General features: G+C 43.4%; 28 protein-coding genes. 25 read left to right on the top strand and 3 right to left on the bottom strand.

The window, feature by feature from the left end:
* Positions 1-3: 3 nt before the first annotated feature.
* Complete coding sequence (locus tag ACJA3J_RS17320; RefSeq protein WP_406944718.1) at positions 4-1,452, bottom strand: APC family permease; 1,449 nt, start codon at positions 1,450-1,452, stop codon at positions 4-6.
* Positions 1,453-1,829: 377 nt separating this feature from the next.
* Here ACJA3J_RS17320 and ACJA3J_RS17315 point away from each other — a divergent pair, with 377 nt between their 5' ends.
* Positions 1,830-2,873, top strand: coding sequence for a glycosyltransferase family 4 protein (locus tag ACJA3J_RS17315; RefSeq protein WP_406944717.1), 1,044 nt, complete (start codon positions 1,830-1,832; stop codon positions 2,871-2,873).
* Between the two features lie 36 nt (positions 2,874-2,909).
* Here ACJA3J_RS17315 and ACJA3J_RS17310 read toward each other — a convergent pair whose 3' ends face one another.
* Positions 2,910-3,923 carry an LCP family protein gene (locus ACJA3J_RS17310; RefSeq protein WP_406944716.1) on the bottom strand — a complete coding sequence of 338 codons (1,014 nt, stop codon included), beginning with the start codon at positions 3,921-3,923 and terminating at the stop codon, positions 2,910-2,912.
* A 16-nt stretch (positions 3,924-3,939) separates the two neighbouring features.
* Positions 3,940-4,581, bottom strand: coding sequence for a YigZ family protein (locus tag ACJA3J_RS17305; RefSeq protein WP_406944715.1), 642 nt, complete (start codon positions 4,579-4,581; stop codon positions 3,940-3,942).
* 160 nt (positions 4,582-4,741) lie between these two features.
* Between ACJA3J_RS17305 and ACJA3J_RS17300 the strand changes: the two genes are divergently transcribed.
* The 24 genes from ACJA3J_RS17300 to galU all read left to right on the top strand — a co-directional run bounded on the left by ACJA3J_RS17300 (position 4,742) and on the right by galU (position 25,595).
* A complete protein-coding gene (locus tag ACJA3J_RS17300) occupies positions 4,742-5,881 on the top strand; it encodes a sensor histidine kinase (protein WP_406944714.1) in 1,140 nt (379 codons plus the stop codon).
* Between the two features lie 167 nt (positions 5,882-6,048).
* Positions 6,049-6,726, top strand: a complete 678-nt coding sequence (locus ACJA3J_RS17295; protein WP_406944713.1) for a response regulator — start codon at positions 6,049-6,051, stop codon at positions 6,724-6,726.
* Positions 6,727-7,019: 293 nt separating this feature from the next.
* Entirely contained in the window at positions 7,020-7,865 is an 846-nt protein-coding gene (locus ACJA3J_RS17290) for a DegV family protein (RefSeq protein WP_406944712.1), read from the top strand.
* A gap of 61 nt (positions 7,866-7,926) precedes the next feature.
* Positions 7,927-9,342 (top strand): DEAD/DEAH box helicase, encoded by a 1,416-nt coding sequence (locus tag ACJA3J_RS17285; protein WP_406944711.1) that lies wholly within the window; start codon positions 7,927-7,929, stop codon positions 9,340-9,342.
* A 101-nt stretch (positions 9,343-9,443) separates the two neighbouring features.
* A complete protein-coding gene (locus ACJA3J_RS17280; RefSeq protein ID WP_406944710.1) occupies positions 9,444-10,004 on the top strand; it encodes a ComF family protein in 561 nt (186 codons plus the stop codon).
* Positions 10,005-10,080: 76 nt separating this feature from the next.
* On the top strand, positions 10,081-10,494 hold the full coding sequence (locus tag ACJA3J_RS17275; RefSeq protein ID WP_406944709.1) for a TIGR03826 family flagellar region protein: 414 nt from the start codon (positions 10,081-10,083) through the stop codon (positions 10,492-10,494).
* Positions 10,495-10,508: 14 nt separating this feature from the next.
* On the top strand, positions 10,509-10,841 hold the full coding sequence (gene flgM / locus ACJA3J_RS17270; RefSeq protein WP_406944708.1) for a flagellar biosynthesis anti-sigma factor FlgM: 333 nt from the start codon (positions 10,509-10,511) through the stop codon (positions 10,839-10,841).
* A gap of 18 nt (positions 10,842-10,859) precedes the next feature.
* Positions 10,860-11,351, top strand: coding sequence for a flagellar protein FlgN (locus tag ACJA3J_RS17265; RefSeq protein ID WP_406944707.1), 492 nt, complete (start codon positions 10,860-10,862; stop codon positions 11,349-11,351).
* A gap of 18 nt (positions 11,352-11,369) precedes the next feature.
* Positions 11,370-12,911 (top strand): flagellar hook-associated protein FlgK, encoded by a 1,542-nt coding sequence (flgK, locus tag ACJA3J_RS17260; RefSeq protein ID WP_406944706.1) that lies wholly within the window; start codon positions 11,370-11,372, stop codon positions 12,909-12,911.
* Positions 12,912-12,922: 11 nt separating this feature from the next.
* The gene (gene flgL, locus ACJA3J_RS17255) at positions 12,923-13,804 is read left to right on the top strand and encodes a flagellar hook-associated protein FlgL (protein ID WP_406944705.1); all 882 of its coding nucleotides are present in this window, start codon (positions 12,923-12,925) and stop codon (positions 13,802-13,804) included.
* Positions 13,805-13,881: 77 nt separating this feature from the next.
* Complete coding sequence (locus ACJA3J_RS17250; protein ID WP_406944704.1) at positions 13,882-14,433, top strand: DUF6470 family protein; 552 nt, start codon at positions 13,882-13,884, stop codon at positions 14,431-14,433.
* Positions 14,434-14,435: 2 nt separating this feature from the next.
* Positions 14,436-14,882, top strand: a complete 447-nt coding sequence (gene fliW, locus ACJA3J_RS17245) for a flagellar assembly protein FliW (RefSeq protein ID WP_406944703.1) — start codon at positions 14,436-14,438, stop codon at positions 14,880-14,882.
* The gene (csrA, locus tag ACJA3J_RS17240) at positions 14,869-15,096 is read left to right on the top strand and encodes a carbon storage regulator CsrA (protein ID WP_406944702.1); all 228 of its coding nucleotides are present in this window, start codon (positions 14,869-14,871) and stop codon (positions 15,094-15,096) included. The genes fliW and csrA overlap by 14 nt, the downstream gene beginning before the upstream one ends.
* A gap of 125 nt (positions 15,097-15,221) precedes the next feature.
* Positions 15,222-16,376 carry a flagellar hook-associated protein FlgL gene (gene flgL, locus ACJA3J_RS17235; protein WP_406944701.1) on the top strand — a complete coding sequence of 385 codons (1,155 nt, stop codon included), beginning with the start codon at positions 15,222-15,224 and terminating at the stop codon, positions 16,374-16,376.
* A gap of 158 nt (positions 16,377-16,534) precedes the next feature.
* Complete coding sequence (gene flaG / locus ACJA3J_RS17230; RefSeq protein ID WP_406944700.1) at positions 16,535-16,891, top strand: flagellar protein FlaG; 357 nt, start codon at positions 16,535-16,537, stop codon at positions 16,889-16,891.
* Positions 16,892-16,910: 19 nt separating this feature from the next.
* Positions 16,911-18,452 carry a flagellar hook-associated protein 2 gene (locus ACJA3J_RS17225; protein WP_406944699.1) on the top strand — a complete coding sequence of 514 codons (1,542 nt, stop codon included), beginning with the start codon at positions 16,911-16,913 and terminating at the stop codon, positions 18,450-18,452.
* A gap of 23 nt (positions 18,453-18,475) precedes the next feature.
* Entirely contained in the window at positions 18,476-18,865 is a 390-nt protein-coding gene (fliS, locus tag ACJA3J_RS17220; protein WP_406944698.1) for a flagellar export chaperone FliS, read from the top strand.
* Positions 18,865-19,215, top strand: coding sequence for a flagellar protein FliT (locus ACJA3J_RS17215; RefSeq protein ID WP_406944697.1), 351 nt, complete (start codon positions 18,865-18,867; stop codon positions 19,213-19,215). Before fliS ends, ACJA3J_RS17215 begins: the two co-directional genes overlap by 1 nt.
* Before the next feature lie 13 nt (positions 19,216-19,228).
* Complete coding sequence (locus ACJA3J_RS17210; protein ID WP_406944696.1) at positions 19,229-19,612, top strand: hypothetical protein; 384 nt, start codon at positions 19,229-19,231, stop codon at positions 19,610-19,612.
* A 207-nt stretch (positions 19,613-19,819) separates the two neighbouring features.
* The gene (gene hpf / locus ACJA3J_RS17205) at positions 19,820-20,377 is read left to right on the top strand and encodes a ribosome hibernation-promoting factor, HPF/YfiA family (protein ID WP_089651314.1); all 558 of its coding nucleotides are present in this window, start codon (positions 19,820-19,822) and stop codon (positions 20,375-20,377) included.
* A 195-nt stretch (positions 20,378-20,572) separates the two neighbouring features.
* Positions 20,573-20,755, top strand: coding sequence for a hypothetical protein (locus ACJA3J_RS17200; RefSeq protein ID WP_089651315.1), 183 nt, complete (start codon positions 20,573-20,575; stop codon positions 20,753-20,755).
* 121 nt (positions 20,756-20,876) lie between these two features.
* Positions 20,877-23,390 (top strand): preprotein translocase subunit SecA, encoded by a 2,514-nt coding sequence (gene secA / locus ACJA3J_RS17195; RefSeq protein WP_406944695.1) that lies wholly within the window; start codon positions 20,877-20,879, stop codon positions 23,388-23,390.
* A gap of 68 nt (positions 23,391-23,458) precedes the next feature.
* Positions 23,459-24,563 (top strand): peptide chain release factor 2 gene (gene prfB / locus ACJA3J_RS17190; protein WP_226592038.1). Its coding sequence is split into 2 segments (ribosomal slippage): positions 23,459-23,530 and positions 23,532-24,563, totalling 1,104 coding nucleotides; the frame shifts between segments, so codons are not numbered across the junction.
* A gap of 150 nt (positions 24,564-24,713) precedes the next feature.
* Complete coding sequence (galU, locus tag ACJA3J_RS17185; protein WP_406944694.1) at positions 24,714-25,595, top strand: UTP--glucose-1-phosphate uridylyltransferase GalU; 882 nt, start codon at positions 24,714-24,716, stop codon at positions 25,593-25,595.
* Positions 25,596-25,681: the final 86 nt, after the last annotated feature.

Below are 25,681 nucleotides of genomic sequence, written 5' to 3'. Positions count from 1 at the left end.
TTTTTATATCTCTTCTTTTTCTAAAATCAGATAGTTCATTTCTTTTCGATCAATACTGTTGTAACGTCTGGCGTTGAAAGCGTAGAAAACAACCCCTAAGGAGACCCAAATCAAGAGAGCGATATAAGACTCTTTCCCGAGTGAAGCGGGGGAGAATGGGAGTAAAAGTAAGGTCAGGAACCCTATAGCACTAATCATTCCGACCAGAGAGAACAACTTCTTCCAAGGAGAAGCCGTTCGTGACGAATCCGGTCCTGTTTCTTTCCAAGAGAAAAACTTGTAAGCCGTTGCCGTACAAAAGAAATAGGCGATGGCTACACCTGTGGAAGACATATCTACCACCCATAACAATGCTTCTCTTCCAAACCACGGAGCAATCAGACAAATGAGCATTGTGAAAAGGATTCCAACGTAAGGGGTGTTGTATTTCGGGTGCAATCTTCTGAACACGTCTGGTAAAATTCTTGCTCTTCCCATCGCAAACGTCAATCGGCTTGCGGATATGTAAAATCCATTCAGCCCTGTAAAAATACCCATACAAACGGCTACAGCAATAATCCACACGCCTGCTCTTCCAAGGTAACTTTCAATGGCGTCTCCTGTGCCCCACACCGACTGGTTCTCCGATATGTTTAATAGCAGCTCCTGCCAAGGCATCGTGCTTGCTGTAATAAGAATCATCGCACTATAGGCGACCCCTGCTGCTAGGAGAGACCATATGATTAGTCCGAATGCTTTTTTTGCCTCGAATTTAAACTCCTCAGCGGCTTGTGGAATGTTATCGAAACCGACATAAGCAAAAGGTGCAATCGCTAAAATCGTGAGAATAGAAGCGAGCGTAGATTGATCCGGATGGAATGCAGGTGTGATGTTTGCTAATTGCGGCCCCTCTGCGATGACGGCTCCGATCGCTAAGAGCACAATACCTGCGATTAAAATTAAACTGAAGATAAATTGAGTTTGTCCTGAAAAGCTTGCTCCACGAATATTCAAAATGGCAAAAGCAATTAGAGCAAGGCTTGCAATCGCGATTTGAATGATGGACACTTCATAACCAGCTACCGTGTATAAATTTCCTGTCCGAACCAAGTCAGGAAATAAAAATTTCGTAAGTAATGCCAATGCAGACGCATTTAAAGCGACAATGCAGATGTAGCCAAGCGTCAAAAACCATCCTGCAACAAATGCAAATTGTCTTCCAAATCCAATATAGGCATAAGCGAATTCTCCACCCGTGACCGGGAACTTTTCAATAAGAAATCCGTAACTGACCCCAATGATCATCATAAGTATGGCCCCTAGCAAAAGGCCGATCACAACGCCTAGAGGTCCGGCCTGACTGATCCAGTCGGTCGGCAGTACAAAAGCTCCCCAGCCAATCGCTGACCCAAATGCGATCGCCCACACCCAATGGGGCTTCAATGACCGCTCTAATTTTCGTCTCTCTCTCATATCCATGACCTCCCTTTTGGAAAAGATTGTAAATTTTCATATATGTGTAAAATATTCCAATCCAATCTGTTATGATGAGAAAAGCTGAAGCACTTGATGAATTTTGCATGTTTTTAAGGCCTATTGTCAATTCTTCGGTCTTATAGGGATTGGATTTTGGAGGAATTTAGCGTTTTTTTACATAGAAATGTTTCAAAAAGCGGGGGTTTGGCTAAAGAAAAGTAATTAAATCGTTACAATCAAAACCGTTTTCTTGTGATATAATTTTTCACGGTTAATATGTAGCAAAACCGATGTAACTATACAGACAAATATGGAAATTATATATCAGCTTATGACCTCTGGGAGAGGACATAATAAACCTGAGGAGGATCTTTATGGAGTACAAGGCCTTGCTATTTTGCTTGATCGCTTCGATTCTAATTACACCCCTGGTCAAGAAAATAGCAGTGAAAATTGGTGCCACCGATCAACCGAATCACCGTAAAGTTCATAAAAATGTGATGCCGCGGCTAGGTGGCTTGGCGATCTATCTCAGCTTTGCTTTAGGAATTTTATTTTTCTTTCCAGAAAGTGATTATACGTGGCCGGTATTTATAGGAGCAACGATCATTATTATTACTGGTGTTCTTGATGACCTTAAAGAATTATCTGCCAAAGTAAAACTAAGCGGGCAGTTATTGGCTACCTTGGTTGTTGTTTTGGGCGGCGTTCAAATTGATTTCATCAACCTGCCTTTTGGCGGCCAAATCGAATTTGGGTATTTGAGCATTCCTATTACGATTTTGTGGATCGTCGGGATAACGAATGCCATTAATTTAATTGATGGACTTGATGGGTTAGCTGCAGGAGTGTCAGCCATCGCTTTGCTGACGATCTCGGGAATGGCCATTACGATGGGGAATGTATTTGTCGTTTTTGCTGGCTTAATGATGCTTGGAAGTACCGTTGGATTCCTTGTTTATAACTTTTATCCGGCTAAGATTTTCATGGGGGATACAGGCGCGTTATTCTTAGGGTTCATGATTAGTGTGCTCGCACTTCTGGGCTTTAAAAATGTCACATTGTTTTCTTTCATCATCCCGGTCATTATCTTAGGTGTACCTATTTCTGATACCTTGTTTGCGATTGTGAGAAGGGTCATTCACAGGAAACCGTTGTCTGCACCTGATAAATCACACTTGCATCACTGCTTATTGAATTTAGGTTACAGCCATCCGGAGTCTGTCCTGATGATTTATGCCGTTAGTGCCTTGTTCAGCCTGGCAGCCGTCATTTTCTCACAAGCCACGATGTATGGCGCGGTCATTGTACTTGCCATGTTGGTGTTGATGATCGAGATGATTGTAGAAATGACAGGTTTAATTGGCAAAGACTATAAACCGATCTTGAATATGATTAAGGGTCCAAAAGAAAAATAAGAAAAACGGCTTCCTTTTAGGAGGCCGTTTTTTATTTCACATTGATTCTTCAACATCGTCCGGTTCGCTGTTGGTTGAGGATGGATCTTCAGAAGCAAGCGGATTTCGTAATCCAAGGTGATCTTTTAATTCTTCACTGGTGGTTTCAATATCTTCTTTTGCTAATTGATAATACCAGCCTTTATCTGTAAAGCCACCTTCTCCATCAAGCTGCATTTTTTCGAAAGTGAAGCCTTCTTCTTGGAGGAAATAATCTTTAAAGGTGATGATCTCTTCAAAAGTTAAATTTGTACTCATGTTTTCACTGACGGAGGCCAAAATGTCATCGAAATGATTTAAGCCACGGGTTGAAGCTGTTTCACGGAAGATTTGTTGAATGATTTCCATCTGTCTCTCTCCGCGCGCCAAGTCACTATCGTATTTACGAGTTCTCGCTAAAGCCAGCGCCTCTTCTCCGTTCAACGTTTGTTGTCCTTCTTCGAGCTCAATGGCCCCTGCAAGGTCAGAACTGTTTTGCTCCGTAATCGCAAAAGGAACATCATAGGTGATGCCGCCGATAGAGTCAACAATTTCTACAAAAGATTGGAAGTTCATACGGACATAATAATCGACAGGCACGTCAAGCATACGCTCCACTGTTTGAACCGTAGCATCAATTCCTCCAAAAGCGTGGGCATGAGCAATTTTGTCTTCATATCCTACTTCCGGGATGTACGTTAAAGAATCCCGGGGGATGTTAAGCATTTTGATGGATTTATCATCATCGTTGAAAGTCGCTAGAACGAGGGCATCCGAACGGGACGTATCTTCAGACCTAGCTTCACTGTCATCAATTCCTACAAAAAGAACAGATGTGTGATCTTTGGCTGGGTTTACAACCTCCACCCGCTTTTCTGATTTGTCCCCTCTCTCGAGTTCCTGGTGGGATTCTGTAGCTGTTTCTTTCACCTGATCGGTAAGGTAGACGGCATAGCCGGTGGCAGCGCCAACGCCGATTAACACGATGAAAGCCACGGACCACATGAAAATGGCAAGCTTGCTGTGTTTCATGTTGATGTGAGCTCCTTTACTCAGCTGTGACATCAAATTCCACGTAGGAAGCGTCTCCTCTTTCAATCGTGGCTTGACCACTAGTCAAGTCAGTCATCCAATGTTCGAAGTCTTCTTCAAGGCCGCTTTCTACATATACTATTAATTCCACATTCTCCAAGTAATTAATCGTCTCCAATGTGTAGGTTGAATTCCTTACGGCGTTTTCTACTTTACCGAGCAGGTGGTATTCAATCTTCACTTTCATCTCCTGCATCAATTGGCGCTTCACAACACCCGTTGTATCAATAGCTGCTGATGTCGTTGAACCATAGGCACGAATCAGTCCGCCCGCACCCAGCTTGATCCCGCCAAAGTAACGGGTGACTACGACAGCCGTGTCCTTAAGACCTCTTTTTTTCAAAACTTCGAGCATCGGAACGCCAGCTGTGCCGCTCGGTTCTCCATCATCATTCGCTTTTTGTATAAGGTCATTCTCCCCAATCATGTAGGCGGAGCAGTTGTGGGTGGCATCATGGTGCTTCTTTTTGATTTGCGCGATAAAGTCCTGGGCTTCCTCTTCGGTTTCACAGCGTTTGACATAGCCAATAAAGCGGGACTTCTGGATCGTGACTTCTTCTGATCCATCTGGTTTTACGGTATAATAGCTTTCTAACATGGTCTTCAAAACCTCCTAAGGTTTTATTATATCGATGGGGAAAACAATCGGCAAACGGTTGGATTGCTGTTCATTATTTTACCTTTTTACTGAAAAACACCCCCATAAATGGACATGGGACTTACGAATGAGTATGTGAATATTGATGGAGGGACTTATGATGAGTGTACAAAAAACTGGGGATATCGCCCTTGATCATATCATCGATGAAATGGTTGATACGGTCACCAATAGTAAAGATGAAATCTTTCAAATTGGTGAAGAATCCCGCAATGAGTTTGAAAAGCTGAACAAGGAATTAAATGAAACGAAAAAGCAGGTCATCTCCCTCATTGATGAAGGGGACAAGCTTGACCAGAAGGTCCGTTCATCCCGTATGCGCTTGTCAGAAGTCAGCAAACACTTCCAAAAGTATTCAGAAGAAGAAATTCGAAAAGTGTATGAACAAACACATGGCCTTCAAATGGATTTATCCATGAAGCGTGAAAAAGAAAAGCAACTGCGCGAGCGAAGAGATGATTTAGAAATCAGACTTCGCAACCTGGAAGAGACGATCGGTCGTGCAGAAGCTCTTGGTGGCAAGATTTCTGTTGTTCTTAACTATTTGACAGAAGACTTCAAGCACGTCAGCGATGCGCTTGAAGATGCCAAAGAAAAGCAGGAGTTCGGTCTGCAGATTATTGAAGCACAAGAAGAAGAGCGGAGGCGACTATCAAGAGAGATCCATGATGGTCCAGCGCAAATGCTCGCAAACGTCATGCTGCGGTCTGATCTTGTTGACCGTACCTATCGTGAACGAGGGGTAGAAGAAGCCATGCAGGAAGTAAAAAGCGTACGAGCGCTTGTACGTTCTGCATTATATGAAGTAAGACGGATCATTTACGATCTGCGTCCGATGGCTCTCGATGACCTTGGGCTTATTCCTACGCTGAAGAAATACTTGGCGACCATCGAAGATTACAATAAAAGCATTCACATTTCTTTTGCTTCGTTTGGAAAAGAGCGTCGACTAGACACAAAATATGAAGTTGCACTTTTCCGCCTGGTACAGGAAGCCGTGCAAAATGCGGTCAAACATGCGGAGCCAAAGGAAATTAAAGTGAAAGTAGAGCTGAAGTCGAACGCAGTAATGATCGTCGTCAAAGATGACGGAAAAGGCTTCGACACGACTCAAAAAAAAGAAAAATCCTTTGGTCTCGTCGGAATGAGGGAGCGCGTCGATATGTTAGAAGGCGAACTCAATATCGACTCAAGTGTAGGAGAAGGGACGATTGTCACGATTCATTTACCAATAAATTGATATTTCAATGAAAAACTATGTAAATGGACGTGAATCGTTTATAATAGGGAATAGGATTAGGGTAGATTCACATTTCTAAAAAATAGAGAAAACAATAATAGAGAGATAGAGAATAGGTTAGGGGAACAAAAACCCATTCTATGTAGGAGAAACAGGAGGAAATGACCATGACGACCAGAATAGTCCTAATTGATGATCATAAATTATTTCGTGAAGGCGTAAAGAGAATTTTGGACTTTGAATCAAGCTTCGAAGTTGTAGCCGAAGGTGATGATGGGGATACAGCGGTTAACCTTATTGAAAACCATATGCCGGATGTAGTCTTGATGGATATCAACATGCCGAGCATGAATGGGGTAGAGGCAACAGCTGAAATCACAAAACGCTATCCAGATATGAAAGTGATCATTCTATCGATCCACGATGATGAGAACTATGTGACCCATGCACTGAAGACAGGGGCACAGGGGTATCTTCTAAAAGAGATGGATTCAGATGCCTTGATCGATGCGATTAAAGTTGTAGGTGCTGGTGGTTCTTACCTGCATCCTAAAGTCACACACAACTTAGTGGCTGAATATCGTCGTCTGGCAGATAGCAAAGGTGGCAGTGCGTATCGTACGATTGAATATCGTAAGCCATTGCACTTGCTTACACGTCGTGAATGTGAAGTGCTGCAACTGTTGGCGGACGGAAACAGCAACCGTGGCGTAGCAGAAGCGCTTTATATCAGTGAAAAGACCGTAAAGAACCACGTCAGTAACATCCTACAGAAAATGAATGTTAACGACCGTACTCAGGCTGTAGTCACAGCAATCAAAAACGGCTGGGTCGAAGTCATCTAAATAAAATCATTTAAAAAGAGTTAGGGCTGTTTTTTTTAAGGTGCAGAAATGTATACCTGAAAAAACAGCCCTTTTTTGTGTGCGGAGATGGAGTTTCAATGGGATTATTTGGTGCACCAGGTCATCCAGAATCTGGATGACCTGGTACACCAAATATAGACATACGGACGACTGTTTTCGTATTAGTTGGTGCATTGTGGGGTGGGTTCATGTAAAATAGAGAGGGAGAATATCGGAAATTATATTACATATATTCATAGAAAAACGATAAAGATAACAAGGAGTTGGATCGGATGAAAACAGCGGTAATCACAGACAGCACAGCTTACCTTCCGAGAGATGTACGCAAAGCCAACAACATACATATGGTTCCGTTGAACGTGATTTTTGGTCATGAATCCTATCAGGAAGAAGTAGATATCAACACAGATGACTTTTACGATATGGTGAAAGAGGGAGGAGAACTTCCAAAAACTTCTCAGCCTTCGATCGGCATCATGACTCAGAAGCTGGAGGAGCTCTCTCAAGACTATGATTCGGTCATATCTATTCACTTATCCAGCGGGATCAGTGGTACGTATCAGGCGATGGTTACCGCAGGCGAAATGGTCGAAGAGATCGATGTTCACGTATTTGATTCAGAAATCAGCTGTCACATGCAGGGTTTTTACGCACTTGAAGCTGCTGAGTTAGCGAACAACGGTGCAACGCCCGATCAAATCATCAGCCGTTTGAATGAAATGAAGAAATCGATGAGCGCGTACTTCATGGTCGATGATCTTAGTCACCTACAAAGAGGTGGTCGTTTGAATGGAGCTCAAGCCTTTGTGGGCAGCCTTCTACAAGTGAAGCCTGTTCTTCATTTTGTGGATACAAAAATCGTTCCGTACGAAAAAATCCGGACAAGGAAAAAAGCGATAAAGAAGATTGTGTCTCTTTTTGAAGAGAAGGTGGAAGAAGGCGGGACTTATAAAGCATGTCTGATTCACGCCAACCGACCGGAAGAAGCGGCGGAATTGAAAAAAGAATTGGAAGAAAAACATGACAATGTCGATGTCGTCCTCAGTTACTTCGGCCCCGTTATCGGCACGCACCTTGGTGAAGGGGCCATGGGCCTTGGATGGTACCGTCAATCCTAATAGAAAAGAGCCTGTTTGTGAGACTCAAACAGGCTCTACTTTTCTATAGGATGGTGGTTGTATGTTCAAAACGGTTAAGAAATACCTTCGAAAAGATTTCTCCTGGATTCCTCTTGAAAATCCTACTCACAGCTACTCTTATCTTACCGGAAAACTCCTTCTCCGTCATGAAATCCCTTATGAAGATGAAAAAGTAGATCAGCTATTAGCGCAACCTATTTTGACAAAAGTAACCAGCATTGAGTCCTACCCATGGGGTCATTGCTGCAGGCGTTGCGGAAACACGAAGTCCTACTTTTTTGCGAAAATGCCCCATGCGTCATGTGGTCAATCCTGTTTGTATTGCCGCTCCTGCATTCAAATGGGCAGAGTGATTGAATGTGAACCGTTATACTATGGAAGTTCTTCGTATGAATGGCCTATTCATGAAAATCCCTGCCAATGGGACGGGGAATTAACGGTGCATCAACAAAAAGCAGCGGATGAACTTGTAGCCCTCGTCCAAGAAGGTAAGGGTGAAAAGTTAGTGTGGGCGGTATGTGGAGCTGGGAAGACAGAGATTCTTTTTCCTGCCCTAACGGAAGCGCTGAAAAAGGGGAAGCGTATTTGTCTGGCCACGCCTAGAACGGATGTTGTAAGAGAACTGCTCCCTCGCTTAAAGAAGTCATTTCCTGGGGTGAACATTCAGGCTCTCTATGGAGATAGTCCAGATAAAGTTGGTGATGCTCCGTTTATTATAGCTACAACGCATCAGCTCCTACGTTTTGCGCATGCCTTTGATGTCATGATCATTGATGAAGTGGATGCTTTCCCGTTTCACAATGACGTATCCCTCCATTATGCAAGTGAACGAGCGGCCAAACCGCAAGCTTCCATCATCTATTTGACGGCCACACCAAGAAAGAAGCAGAAGCGAAGGATTCGTGCTAAAGACCTTCCCGTCGTTTTCATTCCTCAAAGATTCCACGGCCATCCTCTCCCTGTGCCACAACTCAAACTTACTCCTACCCTTCACCGTTATTTGCAAAAAGGTGAACTTCCACCAAAGGTTCTTCAACAAATCATTTACCAACAACAGACACCGAGGCAACTGCTTCTTTTTCTTCCTTCGATAAAAATGGCCGAACAGATAGCGGTATACTTGAAAAAACGGGACTTTGAGGTCCAATCGGTTCATGCCGAAGACAGTCAGCGGGCAGATAAGATCCAGGCGTTCCGGAAAAAAGAATACCGTGTACTCATCACAACGACGATTTTGGAACGAGGAGTGACGTTCCCTTCTGTCGATGTTTATGTCATTGACGCAGGGCACGTGGTATTCGATGAAGCTGCGCTCGTTCAGATCGCAGGAAGAGCTGGAAGAAGTCCAGACGATCCTACGGGAGATGTAATCTTTTATCATATAGGAAAAACCGATGAAATGCTGGATGCTGTGGAGTCGATCCGTTTCATGAATAAACTGGGACGGAAGCTATGAGGTGTCTGGTCTGCCATGTTGAAACCATTCCTGATGTCACGTGGGGAACGTTTTGGAAGCCTCCTGTTCAGAAAAAGACATGTCAGGAGTGTGAGGAGCAAATGGATAAAATAACAGCTCCTTTTTGTCCGGGTTGTCACCGTCCAGAGCATGAAGGGGTTTGTCGAGATTGTGAAAAATGGGAGGAAACAAACCCTGATCTCTTAGAACGAAATGTAGCTGTTTTTCCATACAATGAGTTTAATAAGGACCTTGTGGCACGCTGGAAATATAGAGGGGACTATGCGTTGTTGGAAGCTTATACGGAACACCTACGAAACATGTGGTTAGCTTCAGGTTTTAAAGGGAAGCAGTTTCTGAGTGTTCCTCTTAGTTGTAAGCGTCTCTATGAGCGTGGATTTAATCAGTCAGAAGCTATTATCAAGGCGTTGGAGGAAGAGCACATCTCTATATTTGAACGGTCGCATAGTGAGAAACAGTCGAAAAGAGGACGGAGAGACCGAATGCAATCTGAAAACCCATTCCGTCTCCTGCATCCAGTTACAGACCCTGTAGTCATTGTAGATGACATTTACACAACAGGAAGAACCGTCCGCCATATGGCTTCGTTGCTGAAAAAGCAAGGTTGCCCTTCCATTTCTTCTTTTACAATTTTTCGCTGAATGGGCTATAGGACTTTTGAATCTCTCCTTTTCTGCCGATATAATAGATAAATAGAGAACATGGAGGACGAGGAAGATGGGGGAATTAGCGAATTGCTCACTTTGTAATGGACTATTTTTGAAAGGATCAAGCACGGTTTGTCCAGAGTGTAGGAAGCAGGAAGAAAAAGATTTTCAGACGGTTTATGCCTTTTTAAGGAAAAAACAAAACCGGACAGCGACCGTTGAAGAAATTGAAGCAGGGACAGGGGTTTCTGAACAACAGATTCGTAAGTTTGTCAAAGAAAAAAGGCTTCACCCTGCGCACTTTCCGAATGTAAGCTATTCCTGTGAGAAGTGCGGAGCGTCCATTAGAGAAGACCGTTTATGCGTTGCCTGTAAAGATTCGATTCAAAAGGGTCTCGATGTACAAGAGCGTAATGATTCATTGGAGAAAAGAAAAGAAGAGAAGGAACGGGAAAAGGCAAACAGGACTTATTATTCATGGTGAAATGAATCTTAAGCATGATTTATATCTTCATGAACCTTGTCGATATTATAAATAATAAACAGTCGGTAGGAAATGAGGTGACACAATTGAAAATCAACGGCCCGAATCAAACGAATTTAAATCCATATCAAAAACAGATGAACAAACAGGCAGAAACCGGACCGAAGAAGCAAGCGAGCGATAAAATCGAGATATCTGAGACTGCCAAGCAGATGCAGGAATCTGGGAAGAGCGATTCTGTACGGAAAAAGCTGGTCAACCAAGTGAAGTCAGATGTACAGCAGGGAAATTATCAGTTGGATGCTAAGGCGACCGCAAAAAAGATGCTTGATTTTTGGTCGAAGTAATTATAGAGGAGAATCATCATGACGATCAATTCGGTCATTACTCATATGAACCAGCTTCAACAGTTGCATGAAAGTCTTTTGTCTTTGTCGCTAAGAAAAACAGAGGCATTGAAAACGAACGATGTAACCGGTATTCAACAGCTGTTGATTCAGGAAAAGAAGCATGTTCAGGCGATTGAAAAAATCGAAAAACAAAGAGAACGGTCTGTGAATCAGTGGGCAACGGAAAAGGGCATCCCTCCACGTGAGCGGACCGTATCCGAACTTATTGAAATTCTTAATGGAGAAGAAAAAGAGAAGCTTCAGAACGCATATGAAGCTCTCATCCTAGTGTTAGCTGACTTGAAACAACAGGAAAAGTTAAACACAGAACTGACTCAGCAATCGCTGCAGTTCATTAACATGTCGCTGGACCTTCTCCAACCGTCCATTCAATCTGTGAATTATGGAGGGCAAGAGGGAAACAACAGTGGAGCGGCTAAACGTTCCATTTTCGATTCAAAAGCATAAAGCAGAGGAGTAACCATCATGGGATCAACGTTTCACGGGTTGGAAGTAGCGAAGCGCGGGCTTTTCACTCAACAATCCGCATTATATACGACAGGACATAATATTGCCAATGCGAATACAGAAGGATACACGAGGCAGCGCGTCAATTTTGAACAGACGGGACCTTATCCGCCGGCTTCAAGAAACCGTCCGGAGATTCCTGGTCAAGTCGGGAGCGGTGTGGAAGCAGGATCGATTGAACGTGTAAGAGTCGGCTTCCTTGATCATCAGTATCGTGGTGAAAGTAGCAAGTCCGGCTATTATGATACTCGCTCTGATGCGTTAGGAAGGTTGGAAAATGTGATGAATGAACCTTCTGAAGATGGTCTTGCGAAGACGATGGATCGCTTTTGGCAATCGTTGCAGGACTTGTCCGTCAATCCAGAGGACTCTGGTGCGCGCTCTGTTGTACGTCAACGTGGACAAGCCGTAGCAGAAACGTTCAACTACCTTTCCAACACGATCCAATCGATGCAGAAAGACGTTAAAACAGAGGTTGGTGTCACGGAAAAAGAAATCAATTCATTGGCGAACCAAATCAATAACATTAATCAGCAAATTGCTGAAGTGGAACCACACGGCATGGTTCCGAATGATTTGTATGATGAACGTGATCGGTTGGTAGATCAACTATCACAACATATGAATATCGAAGTGAAATACGAAGATACACCATCCTCTGCTGATCCATTGGCTATGGGGAAAGCGAGCATTTCGATTGTAGGTAACAATGGGCAGCCACTGGATCCACCGGCCACACTTGTCGATGGAGCAGCGAATGAAGTGAACACCCTGAAAATCAATTATGATGAGGGGGAAGTTCACGCAAGCAGTATCCAAGTTGGGGACAGTGCTTCCTATACGATAGAAGACTTTTCTTCTAAAGGTAAATTGAAAGGTTTGCTTGATTCCGGGGGATATATGCAAGGCGATGAGAAAAAAGGAAACTATTCGCAAATGCTCTCGGATCTGGATAGGATGGCGACAGGATTTGCCCGTGAGTTTAACAAAGTCCATACACAAGGGGAATCTTTAAATAGTATAGAAAACGGGGATGAGGTTCCTCACTTTTTCAATATTGATATGGAAACAGAAGGAGTCATTGAAGGTGTAGCGGGTACCATTGGTTTGACTGATGAAATTAAAGCGGATGGGGACAATATTGCCGCAGCTGTATCAAATAAAGCCGGGGACGGAGAAAATGCTTCGAATTTAGCGGATGTCCAAAGTGAACCGAATGCAGTGTTTGGTGAAGAGACTTCTATGGACAGCTTTTATGAATCGATGATTGGTACGATGGCTGTCGAGACACAGGAAGCCGAGCGGATGTCAAGAAACGCGGGCACACTTAAAAGCTCTGTAGATGAACAAAGGCAGTCCGTCAGTTCTGTGTCATTGGATGAAGAAATGTCGAACATGATCAAGTTCCAACATGCGTATAATGCAGCGGCGAGAAACATTACTGTCGTCGATGAAATGCTTGATCGCGTCATCAACCAAATGGGGCGAGTAGGAAGGTAGGTGAATGACTGATGCGGGTAACTCAAAGTATGCTTTCGAATAATATGCTTCGAAACTTGAGTGATAGTTATAGAAATATGGGGAAGTATCAGGAGCAATTGTCGACAGGGAAGAAAATTTCCCGACCATCCCAAGATCCTGTGGTAGCTATGAAAGGCATTAATTACCGCCAGCAAGTAACCGAAGTGGAGCAATTCCAGCGTAATATCGGCGAAGTCCATAACTGGATGGACAATAGTGATGCAGCCCTTGATAAAGCGACACAGGCGATGCAGCGGGTTCGTGAACTGACCGTGCAGGCGAGCAATGATATATATGATGAAGGTCAGCGTGAAAATATTGCCAAGGAAATTCGTCAGCTGAAGGAACATATCGGATCGATCGCTAATACGAAAGTGAATGATAAATACATTTTCAATGGATCGAATACGACGGAAGCTCCTTTTGATATGGATGATTTAGAAGGTTCAGAACCACCTGGGAATGACCCAGTTAATATCGAGGTTTCGTCCGGTGTTAAGCTTCAGACGAATGTTACACCTGGGAATGTGTTCAATCAGCAACTTTTTGAAGACCTCGAGAATTTTGCATCTGCCCTCGAAGGTGATACAACTGAGGGAGAACTTGGCGATTTCATTGAATCATTCGACGGTCATATTGGAAATATCGTCAACGAACGTGCCGATTTGGGGGCACGAATGAACCGTGTCGAGCTGATTGAGGATCGTTTGGAGTCACAAAAAGTAAGTGCAACGAAAATGATGTCCGATAACGAAGATGCAGATATTGAGAAAGTGATCACGAATTTGAAAACTCAGGAAAGTGTCCATAGAGCGGCGATGGGCGTCGGAGCCCGGATCATCCAGCCGACGTTGATGGATTTTCTAAGATAAGGCTGTCTCGCTTTGAGACAGTCTCGTTTTTTGAATAAGCTTTTCATTGCAAGAAACCTTCATGAGGGGGGACACGGATGAATATTCCTAAGCTTCAAATGCAGTCCACTCCAGGACGGATTGGGGTGACAATTAATAAGCCGGAACAAACGATCAAGCAGCATAAAGCACAACAGTCGATTCAGCAACCGAAAGCGGATATGAAGATTGAACAAAAGCCTGGGAAGCTGACGATTGATCAGACAAATGCTTGGCACAACCTAGACATGAAAAGTGTAATGGTGCGAACCGAAGAGCTTGTCGGCATTGCGAAGAATTTGTGGATGGAAGGTCTTGCTCGTGTCTCTCGTGAAGGAGATGAGCTCATGCGCATTGAAAATGGTGGAAATCCCATTGCTGCGCAAGCGAAGCGGAATACAGGGTATGATTTCACCTTTCAACCTGGAGGACGTCCGACATATGAGCTCGTTCAGGTGAACTATCAACCAGGAAAAGCACAAATTGATATCCAACGGCGTGAACCGATTATTGAAAATAAGAAACGGAATCCTGAACATCACTACCGTCCTGGTGAAATTGATGTGAGTCTGGAACAGATGCCAGACTTGAAGATTGATTGGAAGGTGTAAACATGAAGATCGAAACGAAATACTTTGGTGCGATTGAAATTGAGAAGAAGGATTGTGTTGAATTCCCTGCTGGACTGCCAGGGTTTGAAAGTTATCAATCTTTCGTTCTTTTACCTGTTGATGAGTTAGGTACATACTTTGCGTTACAGTCTGTTGAAGAAGCAGGTCTGTCGCTCATCGTTACAAATCCTTATTATTTTTATAAAGATTATGAGTTTGACATTGATGAAGAAGATTTGGGTATAGGTCGTCCTGAAGATGTTGCCGTTTATAATGTCGTGACATTGCGAGATCCTTTTGAGATGTCTACGCTGAATTTGCAGGCTCCCATTGTTATGAACACGACTAAGGGAACAGCAATACAGTTAATCTTGAACAATCCAGACTACAAAACGAAGCATCCGTTGATTCCTTCTGAGAAAGGTGGTGAATCTCATGCTCGTCCTTAATCGCAAAGAAGGAGAAACTGTCAGAGTAGGGGATGACATCACCATTACCGTTGTCGGTGTCGAAGGTGGACAGGTGAAACTGGGTATTGAAGCACCTAAAAGTGTGGGTATTCATCGTCAGGAAGTGTATGTGGCGATTGAGAAAGAGAATGCGGAAGCGGCGAATGTGTCTGGGGATTTGCTGAATCTATTAAAAAATGCAAAAAAATATTAAAAAGATTGGGAAGTCGGTCGATATAAGTAATGTAAAACATTACATAAGTCGGCCGACTTTTTGTTTTGTAACTAGAGGATGCCACAAGGATGTGGGGTCACTTATTTCAAGGAGGAATTTTAAAAATGAGAATAAATCATAACATCGCGGCGCTTAATACGCACCGTCAACTAGGTCAAGCCAACCAAGCAAACCAGAATTCGATGGAAAAACTTTCTTCAGGGCTTCGTATCAACAATGCATCTGATGATGCAGCAGGTTTAGCTATCTCTGAGAAAATGCGTGGACAGATTCGTGGTCTTGAGCAAGCGCAGACAAATGCTCAGGATGGTGTAAGCCTACTCCAAACAGCTGAAGGTGCGTTAAATGAAACTCAAAGTATTCTTCAACGTATGCGTGAATTAGCTGTACAATCATCAAATGATACTAATACAGAAGCAGATAGAAAGGAAATTCAGAAAGAGGTTGAGGAATTAACAAACGAGATTGATAGAATTGGTAATACTACTGAATTTAACACTCAAAAACTTCTAAATGGTGATAAAGAAGGACTTAAAGCAGCTTCCACAGGTGAATATACAATTCAAAATAATAGTAAAGCAGATATCAGCTTAACTGTTACTGATTCTGATGATTTAGATGTTACTGGAACTATTACCATTACTAGAATAAATGATGAAACTGGATCAACAAATTTTGAAGTGAATGATCCAGCAAGTACTGGTATAAGCTTAGACGCAACTGATGAGACTGCAAGTGCACTTACAGGGATTACTGATGCGTCAGCTATAAGTGGTCTAACTGATATGGCAGTTGGTGAAAGTGTAACTCTAAGCTTTAAAGCTCAGGAAGATGCTCAAACTGATGCATCGAAATCATTATCATTCCAAATAGGAGCTAACAGTGGGCAAAACATGTTAGTGGGGATCGACGACATGCGTGCTGAAGCACTAGGTGTACGTGATTCAAACGGAGATGCTCTAGACCTTACAGATTCTGCATCAGCAAGTACTGCTGTAACCACTATTAATAATGCAATTGAACAAGTTTCTGCTCAACGTTCTAATCTAGGGGCATTTCAAAATCGTTTAGATCATTCAATCAATAACTTAGGTACATCATCTGAAAACCTAACTGCAGCGGAATCCCGTATCCGTGATGTAGATATGGCGAAAGAAATGATGAATCAAACGAAACAAAGTATTCTTTCTCAAGCATCTCAAGCAATGCTTGCAAAAGCAAATCAACAGCCACAAGGAGTTCTTCAACTTCTACGTTAATAATAAAGCAAAAAGGACCTCAGTATTGAGGTCTTTTTTTACAACATTCTAAATAAAGTACTTAAAAAACCCTCACCCTAAATAGTTTAATCTCCTCAACAAAAATATCTTCCATCCGATATAAAAAGAAACTACATAAAACAAGGGAGTTGTTGAAGGTGAATGTGAGAAGTTTTTCATCCCACTCACAACTCCTGCAGAGAAATCAAGAACAACTGGGTGTCCGTTCATCAGTTCAGGAGAAAACAAATAAAAATGAAGTATCAAAATATGAGCTTTCAAAATCAGATCAAAAAGATAAGTTAATGAAAGCAACAGATAATATGAATGAAATTTTGAGAAAGCTGAAGACATCCCTACGCTTCCAATTTCATGAAAAGCTTGAAGAATATTATGTAACGATCGTAGACAACCAAACAGAACAGGTTACAAAAGAAATCCCGCCAAGAAAAATACTCGATATGTATGCTTCAATCATAGAGTCTATTGGAATTATGGTGGATGATAAAATATAAAATATAAGTAGGTGAAAAGATGAGTGATATGCGAATTGGAGGCTTAGCTTCCGGCATGGATATTGATAAGCTTGTCAATGATCTGATGCGTGCAGAACGCCAACCATTAAATAAAATGGAGCAGGACCGTGAATGGTTGACGTGGCAGAGAGATGCGTATCGTGATGTGAATAAGCAGTTGAGTGAGCTGGATACACTGGCATTTGATATGAAATTGGAGCGGACGTTCAATTCGAAAAATGTGACTTCCTCTGATTCTGCTGTTTCAGCAACAGCAACAGCTACCTCGGGGAATGGTGATTATACGCTAAGCGTGGAACAGGTGGCGACAACGGCCTATAACTACAGCAGAAACCCGATTACTACAGATGGAAAAACATTGGACCCTAACGCCAACCTGAGCACTCAGACAGGGAACTTTAAACACGGGCTAACGCTTGGGGAAACGTTCTCTATTACTACATACAACGAAGATGGTTCAAAGAATACCCAGTCTTTTGATGTAACGGGAGATAAATCGCTGAACGACATCCTTTCAGAAATCAGCGATTCTGATTTAGGTGTACGAGCTTTTTATGATAAAAGCGCAGATCAAGTGATGATTGAACGGACAGTGACAGGGAACTTTAACCAGAATGAAAATGAGTTCCTAGGAGCAGAAATCGGCTTTGATGGAAATGCGGAGTTTTTAGTGGCGACTTTAGATATTAAAAACGGCGATAATTCGACTGGAACATGGAAGTTGAATGAAAAAGGTGGAGAAGATGCCAAATTCACCTATAACAATGGTTTGAAAATTACATCTCATTCGAATCAATACACATTGAACGGGGTCAACTTTCAGTTCAATGATGTCACAGACGGAAATATCAAAGTGAATGTCTCCAACAACGTCGATGACGCTGTCGATAAAATTGTAGAATTCGTTGATAAATACAACAAGGTCATCGAAGATCTAAATGAAAAGACAGATGAGAAGAGATACCGTGACTTTCCTCCTCTTACAGAAAAGCAGAAAGAGGACATGGAAGAGCGTGAGATTGAACTGTGGGAAGAAAAAGCTAAAAGTGGAATGCTCAAGAATGATTCTGTCATTGAAGGCGGATTGAATCAGATGCGTACGAACTGGTACACGCCGATTGAGAATGATGGAGCCTTCAAGATGATGTCTGAGATTGGAATTACAACTTCCTCCAACTATAGAGATGGAGGCAAACTATTCATTGACGAAGATGATTTGAGGACAGCCTTAAGTCAGGATCCGGAGTCTGTTCACAAGTTATTTTCAGGAACGGATGAGAACCCTGGTATAGCTCGCAGATTAGAACAGACCATTGATAACACCGTCCAGTCGATTGAAAAGAAGGCTGGAAAATCTACCACGGTAGATAACAGCTTTTTACTTGGCCGTCGAATTGAGGATTTGAATAAAGAAATGGATGACTTTCAGGACCGTTTGGTTCAGATTGAAGACAGGTATTGGCGTGAGTTCGGTGCGATGGAAAAAGCGATTCAGAGAATGAACCAGCAATCTGCTTATATTATGCAGAACTTTGGTTAATGGAAAAGGGAGTGTGCGGCTAGATGTCTATTCAAGCCTATCAAAATAATTCAGTAGAAACGGCTTCCCCTGGCGAATTGACGCTGATGCTTTATAATGGGTGCATCAAGTTCATTAAAGCGGCACGGAAGTCTATGGAAAATAAAGAGATTGAGCAAAGGAATACCAACATACAAAAGGCACAGAAGATCATTCAAGAATTGATGGTGACCATGGATCAGCAGTATGCCATCACCAAAGAGATCATGCCGTTGTACGATTACATGAACCGCCGGTTGATGGATGCGAATATTGCAAATGATGTGGAGATCTTGGATGAGGTTCAGGGACTTGTTGAGGAATTCAGGGATACGTGGAAGCAAGTCATTCTGGAAGCACGCAAATCACAGTATGGACAAGGTGGCAATGCTTGATGAGTGGTTGGACTGATTTTTTGTCAATCACGAAGGAACTGGATGAGCTCGTTCATTGTCCTATTCATGAAAAGAACCGCGCCTCCATCGTTGAGCAGGTCGATGTTCTTCTAGATAAGAGGGAAGCAATGCTTAAGGATTTGCGAAAGCCTACTCATGAGGAAAAAGAGATGGTTCAGGAAGCCATCCAACGTGATTTGAAGGTGAATCAGAAGCTCGAGTTTCTTTTTGAAGGATTGAAACGTGATATGCGCAACATGAAGAAGCAGAAGGCTAGTAAGCAACGCTACATCAATCCATATCAGAGCATTTCCGGGTACGACGGGACGTATGTAGACCATAAAAAGTAGAATAGGTGATTTTTTGTTAGAACTTACAGCAGAACAACACCATATGCTAGAGCAGTACGACCAACTGTTGGATACAATCAGTGAAGGTTTGGAGTACTTAGAGAATAACATTACCGCAGAGGCTCCTCCTCAAACCCAGCAAGTATTTCAGGACGTCCTGCTTGGCTTAGAACAAGTGAGCAGAAGCCATGACCAGATGGCCGTCCTATTTGAGGAGCGTGAAGAAATTCAACCGCTTATCATAGACTTCCATAAGGTCGTCCAGCTGCTTCAGGGCTGGTTCACACTTGAAACAAACGAAGAAAAACGAAGTTTGCTTGTAGAAAAAATTGTGCCTGCCTATGAGGCGTGGCGTACAAGAATGCAGGGCTTTGTAAAACCTTATATCTCTCATTGAATGGAAAGCGTCTACCCCTTTGTAGGCGCTTTTGTTATGCCGAAATCTATCAATTTCTGTCCTTCATTTCCCAGTGGGATACTTATTTTCTACTTATCCCAACAATTACCGACACAAATTAGACAAAATATTTCGAAAGTTTATGCAGGAATGGGCGTGGGTATGATAGAATATATATCACATAAGGATGAAAGGAGGACACTTCTAATGCTACAATACAACATTCGTGGTGAAAACTTGGAAGTGACGGATTCTATTAAAGAATATGTGGAGAAAAAGGTGAGCAAGCTCGAACGCTACTTTGATACTCCGCCGTCTTCCGAGGTACACGTTAATTTAAGTGTCTATAATGATGAGCAGACAATCGAGGTCACAATTCCGATGAAGAATCTACTTCTTCGTGCTGAGGAACACAACACAGATTTATACGCTGCCATCGACCTTGTGGTAGATAAATTGGAACGACAAATTCGCAAGCATAAAACGAAGGTGAATCGTAAGTTCCGCCAAGAGGGTGCTCCGAAATACGTCTTTGCCGAGCTTGAACGTGAAGCTCAGCAGCAAACGCAAACACTTGATGATGAGTTTGATGTTGATATCGTGAAAACAAAGCGTTTTGATTTGAAGCCGATGGATAGTGAAGAAGCGGCACTGCAGATGGATATGCTTGGTCACAACTTCTTCGTCTTTACAAACGCGGATACAGATGAAACGAACATTGTTTATAAACGTCGTGACGGCCGTTATGGTTTGATCGAAACTTGATAGCTTCATAGAGTAAGCGCCTCTGCTTCGGCAGAGGCGTTTTTTTGTTTTTTGCTAAAGAAATGGAATAGGAAAAACGAATTTTTGCTAGAGGAAAATCAATCTTTCATCATGATTAGGGACGTAAAATGGAGTTTTGTGTGTTCGCTCATTTTTAGGATAAGTAGTATAAAGGATACATCAGGAGGTGATGGCATGAATGGCAAGGAATGTGAGTACATTTATAAACGCTTAAACCAGCAGGAAGAAACGATCGCTCAGCTTGTGGAAATCATTGGGGCGACGAATCGACGCATTACGGATTTGGACCGCCGACAGCTCGGGGTTGAACACCAAATCATCCGCGAACGGCCCCTTTCTTTTACTCCCTCTACATAAATCCTCAACCGGTGTCCCTGGTCCTATGTCATTGATTGTCAGGCCGCTTCTCTTAGTGTTATGATAATAGAGGATTAAACTATTCAACCGAAGTTCGGAAATCAACAGAGGAGCGGTTGCAATGCTTGGTACTTTAAAGAAGATCTTTGGCGATGGAAATACACGTCAATTGAAGCGATTGGAAAAAATCGCGGATGACATCGAAGCGATGGAATCGCAAATCGAAAAAATGTCTGATGATGAATTAAAAAATAAGACAGATGAATTCAAAGAACGCTATCAAAATGGCGAAGATTTAGATGATATGTTGGTCGAAGCTTTTGCGGTTGTACGTGAAGCTTCTAAACGTGTGCTTGAAATGCGCCCGTTCCGCGTACAGCTCTTAGGCGCGATTTCCCTTCATGAGGGAAACATCGCGGAGATGAAAACCGGTGAAGGTAAAACACTGGCGTCTACGATGCCGGCGTACTTGAACGCAATCACAGGTAAAGGCGTGCACATCATCACGGTTAACGATTATTTGGCGAGCCGTGACGCGACAGAGATGGGCGAACTTTTCCAATTCCTTGGACTGACGGTCGGGTTGAACTCAAACGGCATGTCGAAGGATGAAAAGCGTGAAGCGTACCTAGCGGATATTACGTATGGTACAAACAACGAGTTCGGTTTCGACTACTTGCGTGACAACATGGTGCTTTACAAGGAGCAGATGGTTCAGCGTCCGCTTCATTTCGCTATCATTGATGAGGTCGACTCGATCTTGATTGACGAAGCGCGTACACCATTGATCATCAGTGGTTCGGCTTCAAAATCCGCTGACCTCTATCAAGGAGCGAACTCTTTTGTTCGTTTACTCGCGAATGAAGAAGACTACACGTATGATGAAAAAACGAAGAACGTTCAGCTTACAGAAGAAGGAATCAACAAAGCCGAGCGCTTTTTCAAAATTGAGAACTTGTTCGACCTTTCCAACGTATCCTTGATTCACCACATCAACCAGGGGCTCAAGGCGCATACGTCGATGCAGAAGGATACCGACTATGTTGTGGAGGACGGCGAAGTGGTCATCGTTGACCAGTTCACCGGTCGTCTTATGAAAGGGCGCCGCTATAGTGACGGATTGCACCAGGCAATTGAAGCAAAAGAAGGGCTCGAAATTCAAAATGAGAGCCAGACGCTTGCTTCCATCACGTTCCAGAACCTCTTCCGTATGTATGAAAAGCTTTCCGGTATGACCGGTACAGCGAAGACCGAGGAAGAGGAATTCCTGAACATATACAACATGCGTGTTATCGTTATTCCGACGAACCGTGATATCATCCGTGATGATAAAGCGGACCTTGTTTACAAGACGATGGACGGGAAGTTTAAAGCTGTTGTTGAGGATATTAAGGAACGTCATGAAAATGGACAGCCGGTGCTTGTCGGTACCGTAGCGGTCGAAACATCCGAAATCATTTCCCGTTACTTGACGAAAGCAGGAGTTCCGCATAACGTCCTGAACGCGAAAAACCACTTCCGTGAAGCGGAAATCATCGAGAACGCCGGTCAGAAGGGCGCGGTAACGATCGCGACGAACATGGCCGGTCGTGGTACGGACATTAAGCTCGGAGAAGGTGTCAGAGAAGCTGGAGGGCTGGCGGTCATTGGTACGGAACGTCACGAATCCCGCCGTATCGATAACCAGCTTCGTGGTCGTTCTGGTCGTCAAGGAGATCCGGGTATGTCCCAGTTCTACCTGGCGACTGATGACGAATTGATGCGCCGCTTCGCTTCAGATAATATTCGCAGCATGATGGACCGTCTTGGAATGGACGATTCGCAGCCAATTGAAAGTAAGATGATCTCTCGTGCTGTCGAATCTGCACAAAAGCGTGTGGAAGGAAACAATTTCGATGCGCGTAAGACGATTCTTTCTTATGACGATGTCCTGCGTCAGCAGCGTGAAGTCATTTACAAGCAGCGTTATGATGTGCTCACTTCCGAAAACTTACGTGAAATCATTGAACAAATGATCGAGCGTACCGTTTCTAAAACAGTCGGCACTCACACAAGTGAAGAAGAAGAGGAAAACTGGGAGCTTGAAAGCCTCGTCGAATACCTTCGTGCGAACTTGCTGCATGAAGGCGATGTAACGGTGGATGACTTGAAAGGAAAAGATCCTCAGGAAATGGAAGAGCTTATCCTTGAAAAAGTGAAACAGCGTTATGACGAGAAAGAAGAAGAACTCACGCCTGAACAGATGCGCGAGTTTGAAAAAGTCATCCTCTTACGTACGGTCGACCAGAAGTGGATGGATCACATCGATCAGATGGACCAGCTGCGTCAGGGAATCCACCTGCGTGCCTATGGTCAGAACGATCCGCTTCGTGAATATAATTTCGAAGGTTTCCGTATGTTTGAACAGATGGTTGCCAATATTGATGAAGAGGTCTCCCGCTATGTCATGAAGGCACAGATCCGCAACAACCTGCAGCGGCAGGAAGTGGCTCAGGGAGCACAGGCCGTCTCCGGCGGCAGTGAAAACAAAGAGCCGAAGAAGAAAACCCCGATCGTGAAAAAGGACAATGTCCGTCGTAATGATCCATGTCCTTGCGGAAGCGGGAAGAAATATAAAAATTGTCACGGAAAATAAGAGGTTGAGGCACTCTCTTTCTAGAGGGTGTCTTCCCTTGTGTGAAGAATCATATAGGAGTGATTGATATGGATATGGCAGAAATCCGCCATGCATTGGATAATACAGCTAAGCGATTAGCGGACTTCAGGGGGTCTCTTTGACGTCGATCAAAGAAAAACCCGTATTGCAGAACTAGAAGAACAAATGACAGAGCCAGGCTTTTGGGACGACCAGAACACGGCGCAAAAAGTCATTGACGAAGTGAACGGACTGAAAGGGTTGGTCCATACGCTTGAAGAGCATGAAGAAACGCATGAGAATCTGGAAGTTTCTTATGAGCTTGTCAAAGAAGAAGATGATGAAGAATTGCGTGAAGATCTTGAACAGGAAGTGCAGCAGCTGAAAAAGGACCTTGACCAATTCGAACTGAACATTCTTTTGAGCGAGCCTTATGACAAGAACAATGCGATTCTTGAGCTTCACCCTGGCGCTGGTGGTACCGAGTCCCAGGACTGGGCGAGCATGCTTCTACGCATGTACACACGTTGGGCAGAGAAGAAAGGTTTTTCAGTTTCGACGATGGACTATCTCCCAGGGGATGAAGCAGGTGTGAAGAGCGTGACCCTGCTCATTAAAGGGCACAATGCGTATGGCTATTTGAAAGCAGAAAAAGGCGTGCACCGTCTTGTCAGAATTTCTCCTTTTGATTCATCAGGCCGTCGTCACACTTCCTTCGTATCGTGTGAAGTGATGCCAGAGTTCAACGATGAAATCGAAATTGATGTTCGGACAGAAGATTTGAAGATTGATACGTACCGTTCCAGTGGTGCCGGTGGACAGCACGTCAACACGACAGACTCTGCCGTTCGTATCACGCACTTGCCGACAAATACGGTCGTGACGTGTCAGTCCGAACGTTCTCAGATTAAGAACCGCGAACAAGCGATGAAAATGTTGAAGGCGAAGCTTTATCAGCTGGAAATCGAACGTCAACAGCAACAGCTTGATGATATCCGCGGTGAGCAAAAAGAAATCGGCTGGGGAAGCCAGATCCGTTCTTACGTGTTCCACCCTTATTCCATGGTCAAAGACCATCGTACAAATGAAGAGGTTGGAAACACGCAAGGCGTGATGGATGGTGACCTCGATAAATTCATTAACTCATATCTCCGTTCTAAAATGGATGGATAATAGGGAAGACTCTCACTATGGTGAGGGTCTTTTTTTGTATAGAAAAGGTTAATCTTTTCCAAATAATAGAGAATCCCTACTTCCTCGCTGTCCAACTTGATAAAATTTTGCTACTATGAAGATACTTACATAGTAGGAGGCGAATGAAAGATGAAGGTGAAAAAAGCGATTATACCGGCTGCGGGTCTTGGAACGAGATTCTTGCCGGCGACAAAGGCGATGCCTAAAGAAATGCTTCCGGTTGTAGATAAGCCGACGATTCAATATATTGTTGAAGAAGCGATTGAGTCCGGGATTGAGGATATTATTATTGTTACAGGTAAAGGGAAGCGTGCGATTGAAGACCACTTCGATCATGCGTTTGAACTGGAAGATAACCTATATAAAAAAGAAAAGTTTGATTTGTTGGAGAAAGTTAAACAGTCAGCAAAGGTGGATATTCACTATATCCGTCAAAAAGAACCGAAAGGACTCGGTCATGCCATTTGGTGTGCGCGTAAATTTATCGGAGATGAGCCTTTTGCGGTGCTTTTAGGTGATGACATCGTCCGTTCTGATGAGCCGTGTTTAAAGCAGCTGATCAATCAATATGAGGAGACAGAGTCTTCGGTAATCGGAGTGAAACAGGTTCCGAAAGAAGAGACGGACCGCTATGGCATTATTGCTCCAAAGCATCAGGAAGGTCGACGTTATGAAGTTGAGCACTTTGTAGAAAAGCCAGCTGTTGACGAAGCACCATCGAACTTAGCGATCATTGGCCGCTATGTTTTCACTTCGGAAATCATGGATCTATTAGCTACGCAAGAAACAGGTAGAGGCGGAGAGATCCAGTTGACCGACGCCATTGAGCGTCTGAATGCCGATCAACCGGTATATGGTTATGAATTTGAAGGAGAACGTTTTGATGTCGGAGACCAAATCGGTTTCATCAAAACAACCTTAGCGATTGCTATGGAGCGTGATGAGATGCGTGACGATGTGCTGGAGCTTATGAAAGAAGTTATGGATAAACAAAAATCTATAAATATCTAATTTTTAGCGGCGGGTCTTAAGACTCGCCGCTTTTTGTATAGAAGTACCGAGGAAACAAAAACTAAAAGGAATACGACATCTTGCTC

It is taken from the genome of Halobacillus sp. SY10 (assembly GCF_045401165.1).
GTDB lineage: Bacteria > Bacillota > Bacilli > Bacillales > Halobacillaceae > Halobacillus > Halobacillus aidingensis.
Note: the sequence above shows the minus strand (reverse complement) of the source record. Positions and strands in the feature narration are given on the sequence as shown.

Bases quoted from the DNA above. Each gene is read 5' to 3' on its own strand.
- ACJA3J_RS17320 (WP_406944718.1), bottom strand. From the start codon at position 1,452: ATGAGAGAGAGACGAAAATTAGAGCGGTCATTGAAGCCCCATTGGGTG.
- ACJA3J_RS17315 (WP_406944717.1), top strand. From the start codon at position 1,830: ATGGAGTACAAGGCCTTGCTATTTTGCTTGATCGCTTCGATTCTAATT.
- ACJA3J_RS17310 (WP_406944716.1), bottom strand. From the start codon at position 3,923: ATGAAACACAGCAAGCTTGCCATTTTCATGTGGTCCGTGGCTTTCATC.
- ACJA3J_RS17305 (WP_406944715.1), bottom strand. From the start codon at position 4,581: ATGTTAGAAAGCTATTATACCGTAAAACCAGATGGATCAGAAGAAGTC.
- ACJA3J_RS17300 (WP_406944714.1), top strand. From the start codon at position 4,742: ATGAGTGTACAAAAAACTGGGGATATCGCCCTTGATCATATCATCGAT.
- ACJA3J_RS17295 (WP_406944713.1), top strand. From the start codon at position 6,049: ATGACGACCAGAATAGTCCTAATTGATGATCATAAATTATTTCGTGAA.
- ACJA3J_RS17290 (WP_406944712.1), top strand. From the start codon at position 7,020: ATGAAAACAGCGGTAATCACAGACAGCACAGCTTACCTTCCGAGAGAT.
- ACJA3J_RS17285 (WP_406944711.1), top strand. From the start codon at position 7,927: ATGTTCAAAACGGTTAAGAAATACCTTCGAAAAGATTTCTCCTGGATT.
- ACJA3J_RS17280 (WP_406944710.1), top strand. From the start codon at position 9,444: ATGGATAAAATAACAGCTCCTTTTTGTCCGGGTTGTCACCGTCCAGAG.
- ACJA3J_RS17275 (WP_406944709.1), top strand. From the start codon at position 10,081: ATGGGGGAATTAGCGAATTGCTCACTTTGTAATGGACTATTTTTGAAA.
- flgM (WP_406944708.1), top strand. From the start codon at position 10,509: ATGATTTATATCTTCATGAACCTTGTCGATATTATAAATAATAAACAG.
- ACJA3J_RS17265 (WP_406944707.1), top strand. From the start codon at position 10,860: ATGACGATCAATTCGGTCATTACTCATATGAACCAGCTTCAACAGTTG.
- flgK (WP_406944706.1), top strand. From the start codon at position 11,370: ATGGGATCAACGTTTCACGGGTTGGAAGTAGCGAAGCGCGGGCTTTTC.
- flgL (WP_406944705.1), top strand. From the start codon at position 12,923: ATGCGGGTAACTCAAAGTATGCTTTCGAATAATATGCTTCGAAACTTG.
- ACJA3J_RS17250 (WP_406944704.1), top strand. From the start codon at position 13,882: ATGAATATTCCTAAGCTTCAAATGCAGTCCACTCCAGGACGGATTGGG.
- fliW (WP_406944703.1), top strand. From the start codon at position 14,436: ATGAAGATCGAAACGAAATACTTTGGTGCGATTGAAATTGAGAAGAAG.
- csrA (WP_406944702.1), top strand. From the start codon at position 14,869: ATGCTCGTCCTTAATCGCAAAGAAGGAGAAACTGTCAGAGTAGGGGAT.
- flgL (WP_406944701.1), top strand. From the start codon at position 15,222: ATGAGAATAAATCATAACATCGCGGCGCTTAATACGCACCGTCAACTA.
- ACJA3J_RS17225 (WP_406944699.1), top strand. From the start codon at position 16,911: ATGAGTGATATGCGAATTGGAGGCTTAGCTTCCGGCATGGATATTGAT.
- fliS (WP_406944698.1), top strand. From the start codon at position 18,476: ATGTCTATTCAAGCCTATCAAAATAATTCAGTAGAAACGGCTTCCCCT.
- ACJA3J_RS17215 (WP_406944697.1), top strand. From the start codon at position 18,865: ATGAGTGGTTGGACTGATTTTTTGTCAATCACGAAGGAACTGGATGAG.
- hpf (WP_089651314.1), top strand. From the start codon at position 19,820: ATGCTACAATACAACATTCGTGGTGAAAACTTGGAAGTGACGGATTCT.
- ACJA3J_RS17200 (WP_089651315.1), top strand. From the start codon at position 20,573: ATGAATGGCAAGGAATGTGAGTACATTTATAAACGCTTAAACCAGCAG.
- secA (WP_406944695.1), top strand. From the start codon at position 20,877: ATGCTTGGTACTTTAAAGAAGATCTTTGGCGATGGAAATACACGTCAA.
- galU (WP_406944694.1), top strand. From the start codon at position 24,714: ATGAAGGTGAAAAAAGCGATTATACCGGCTGCGGGTCTTGGAACGAGA.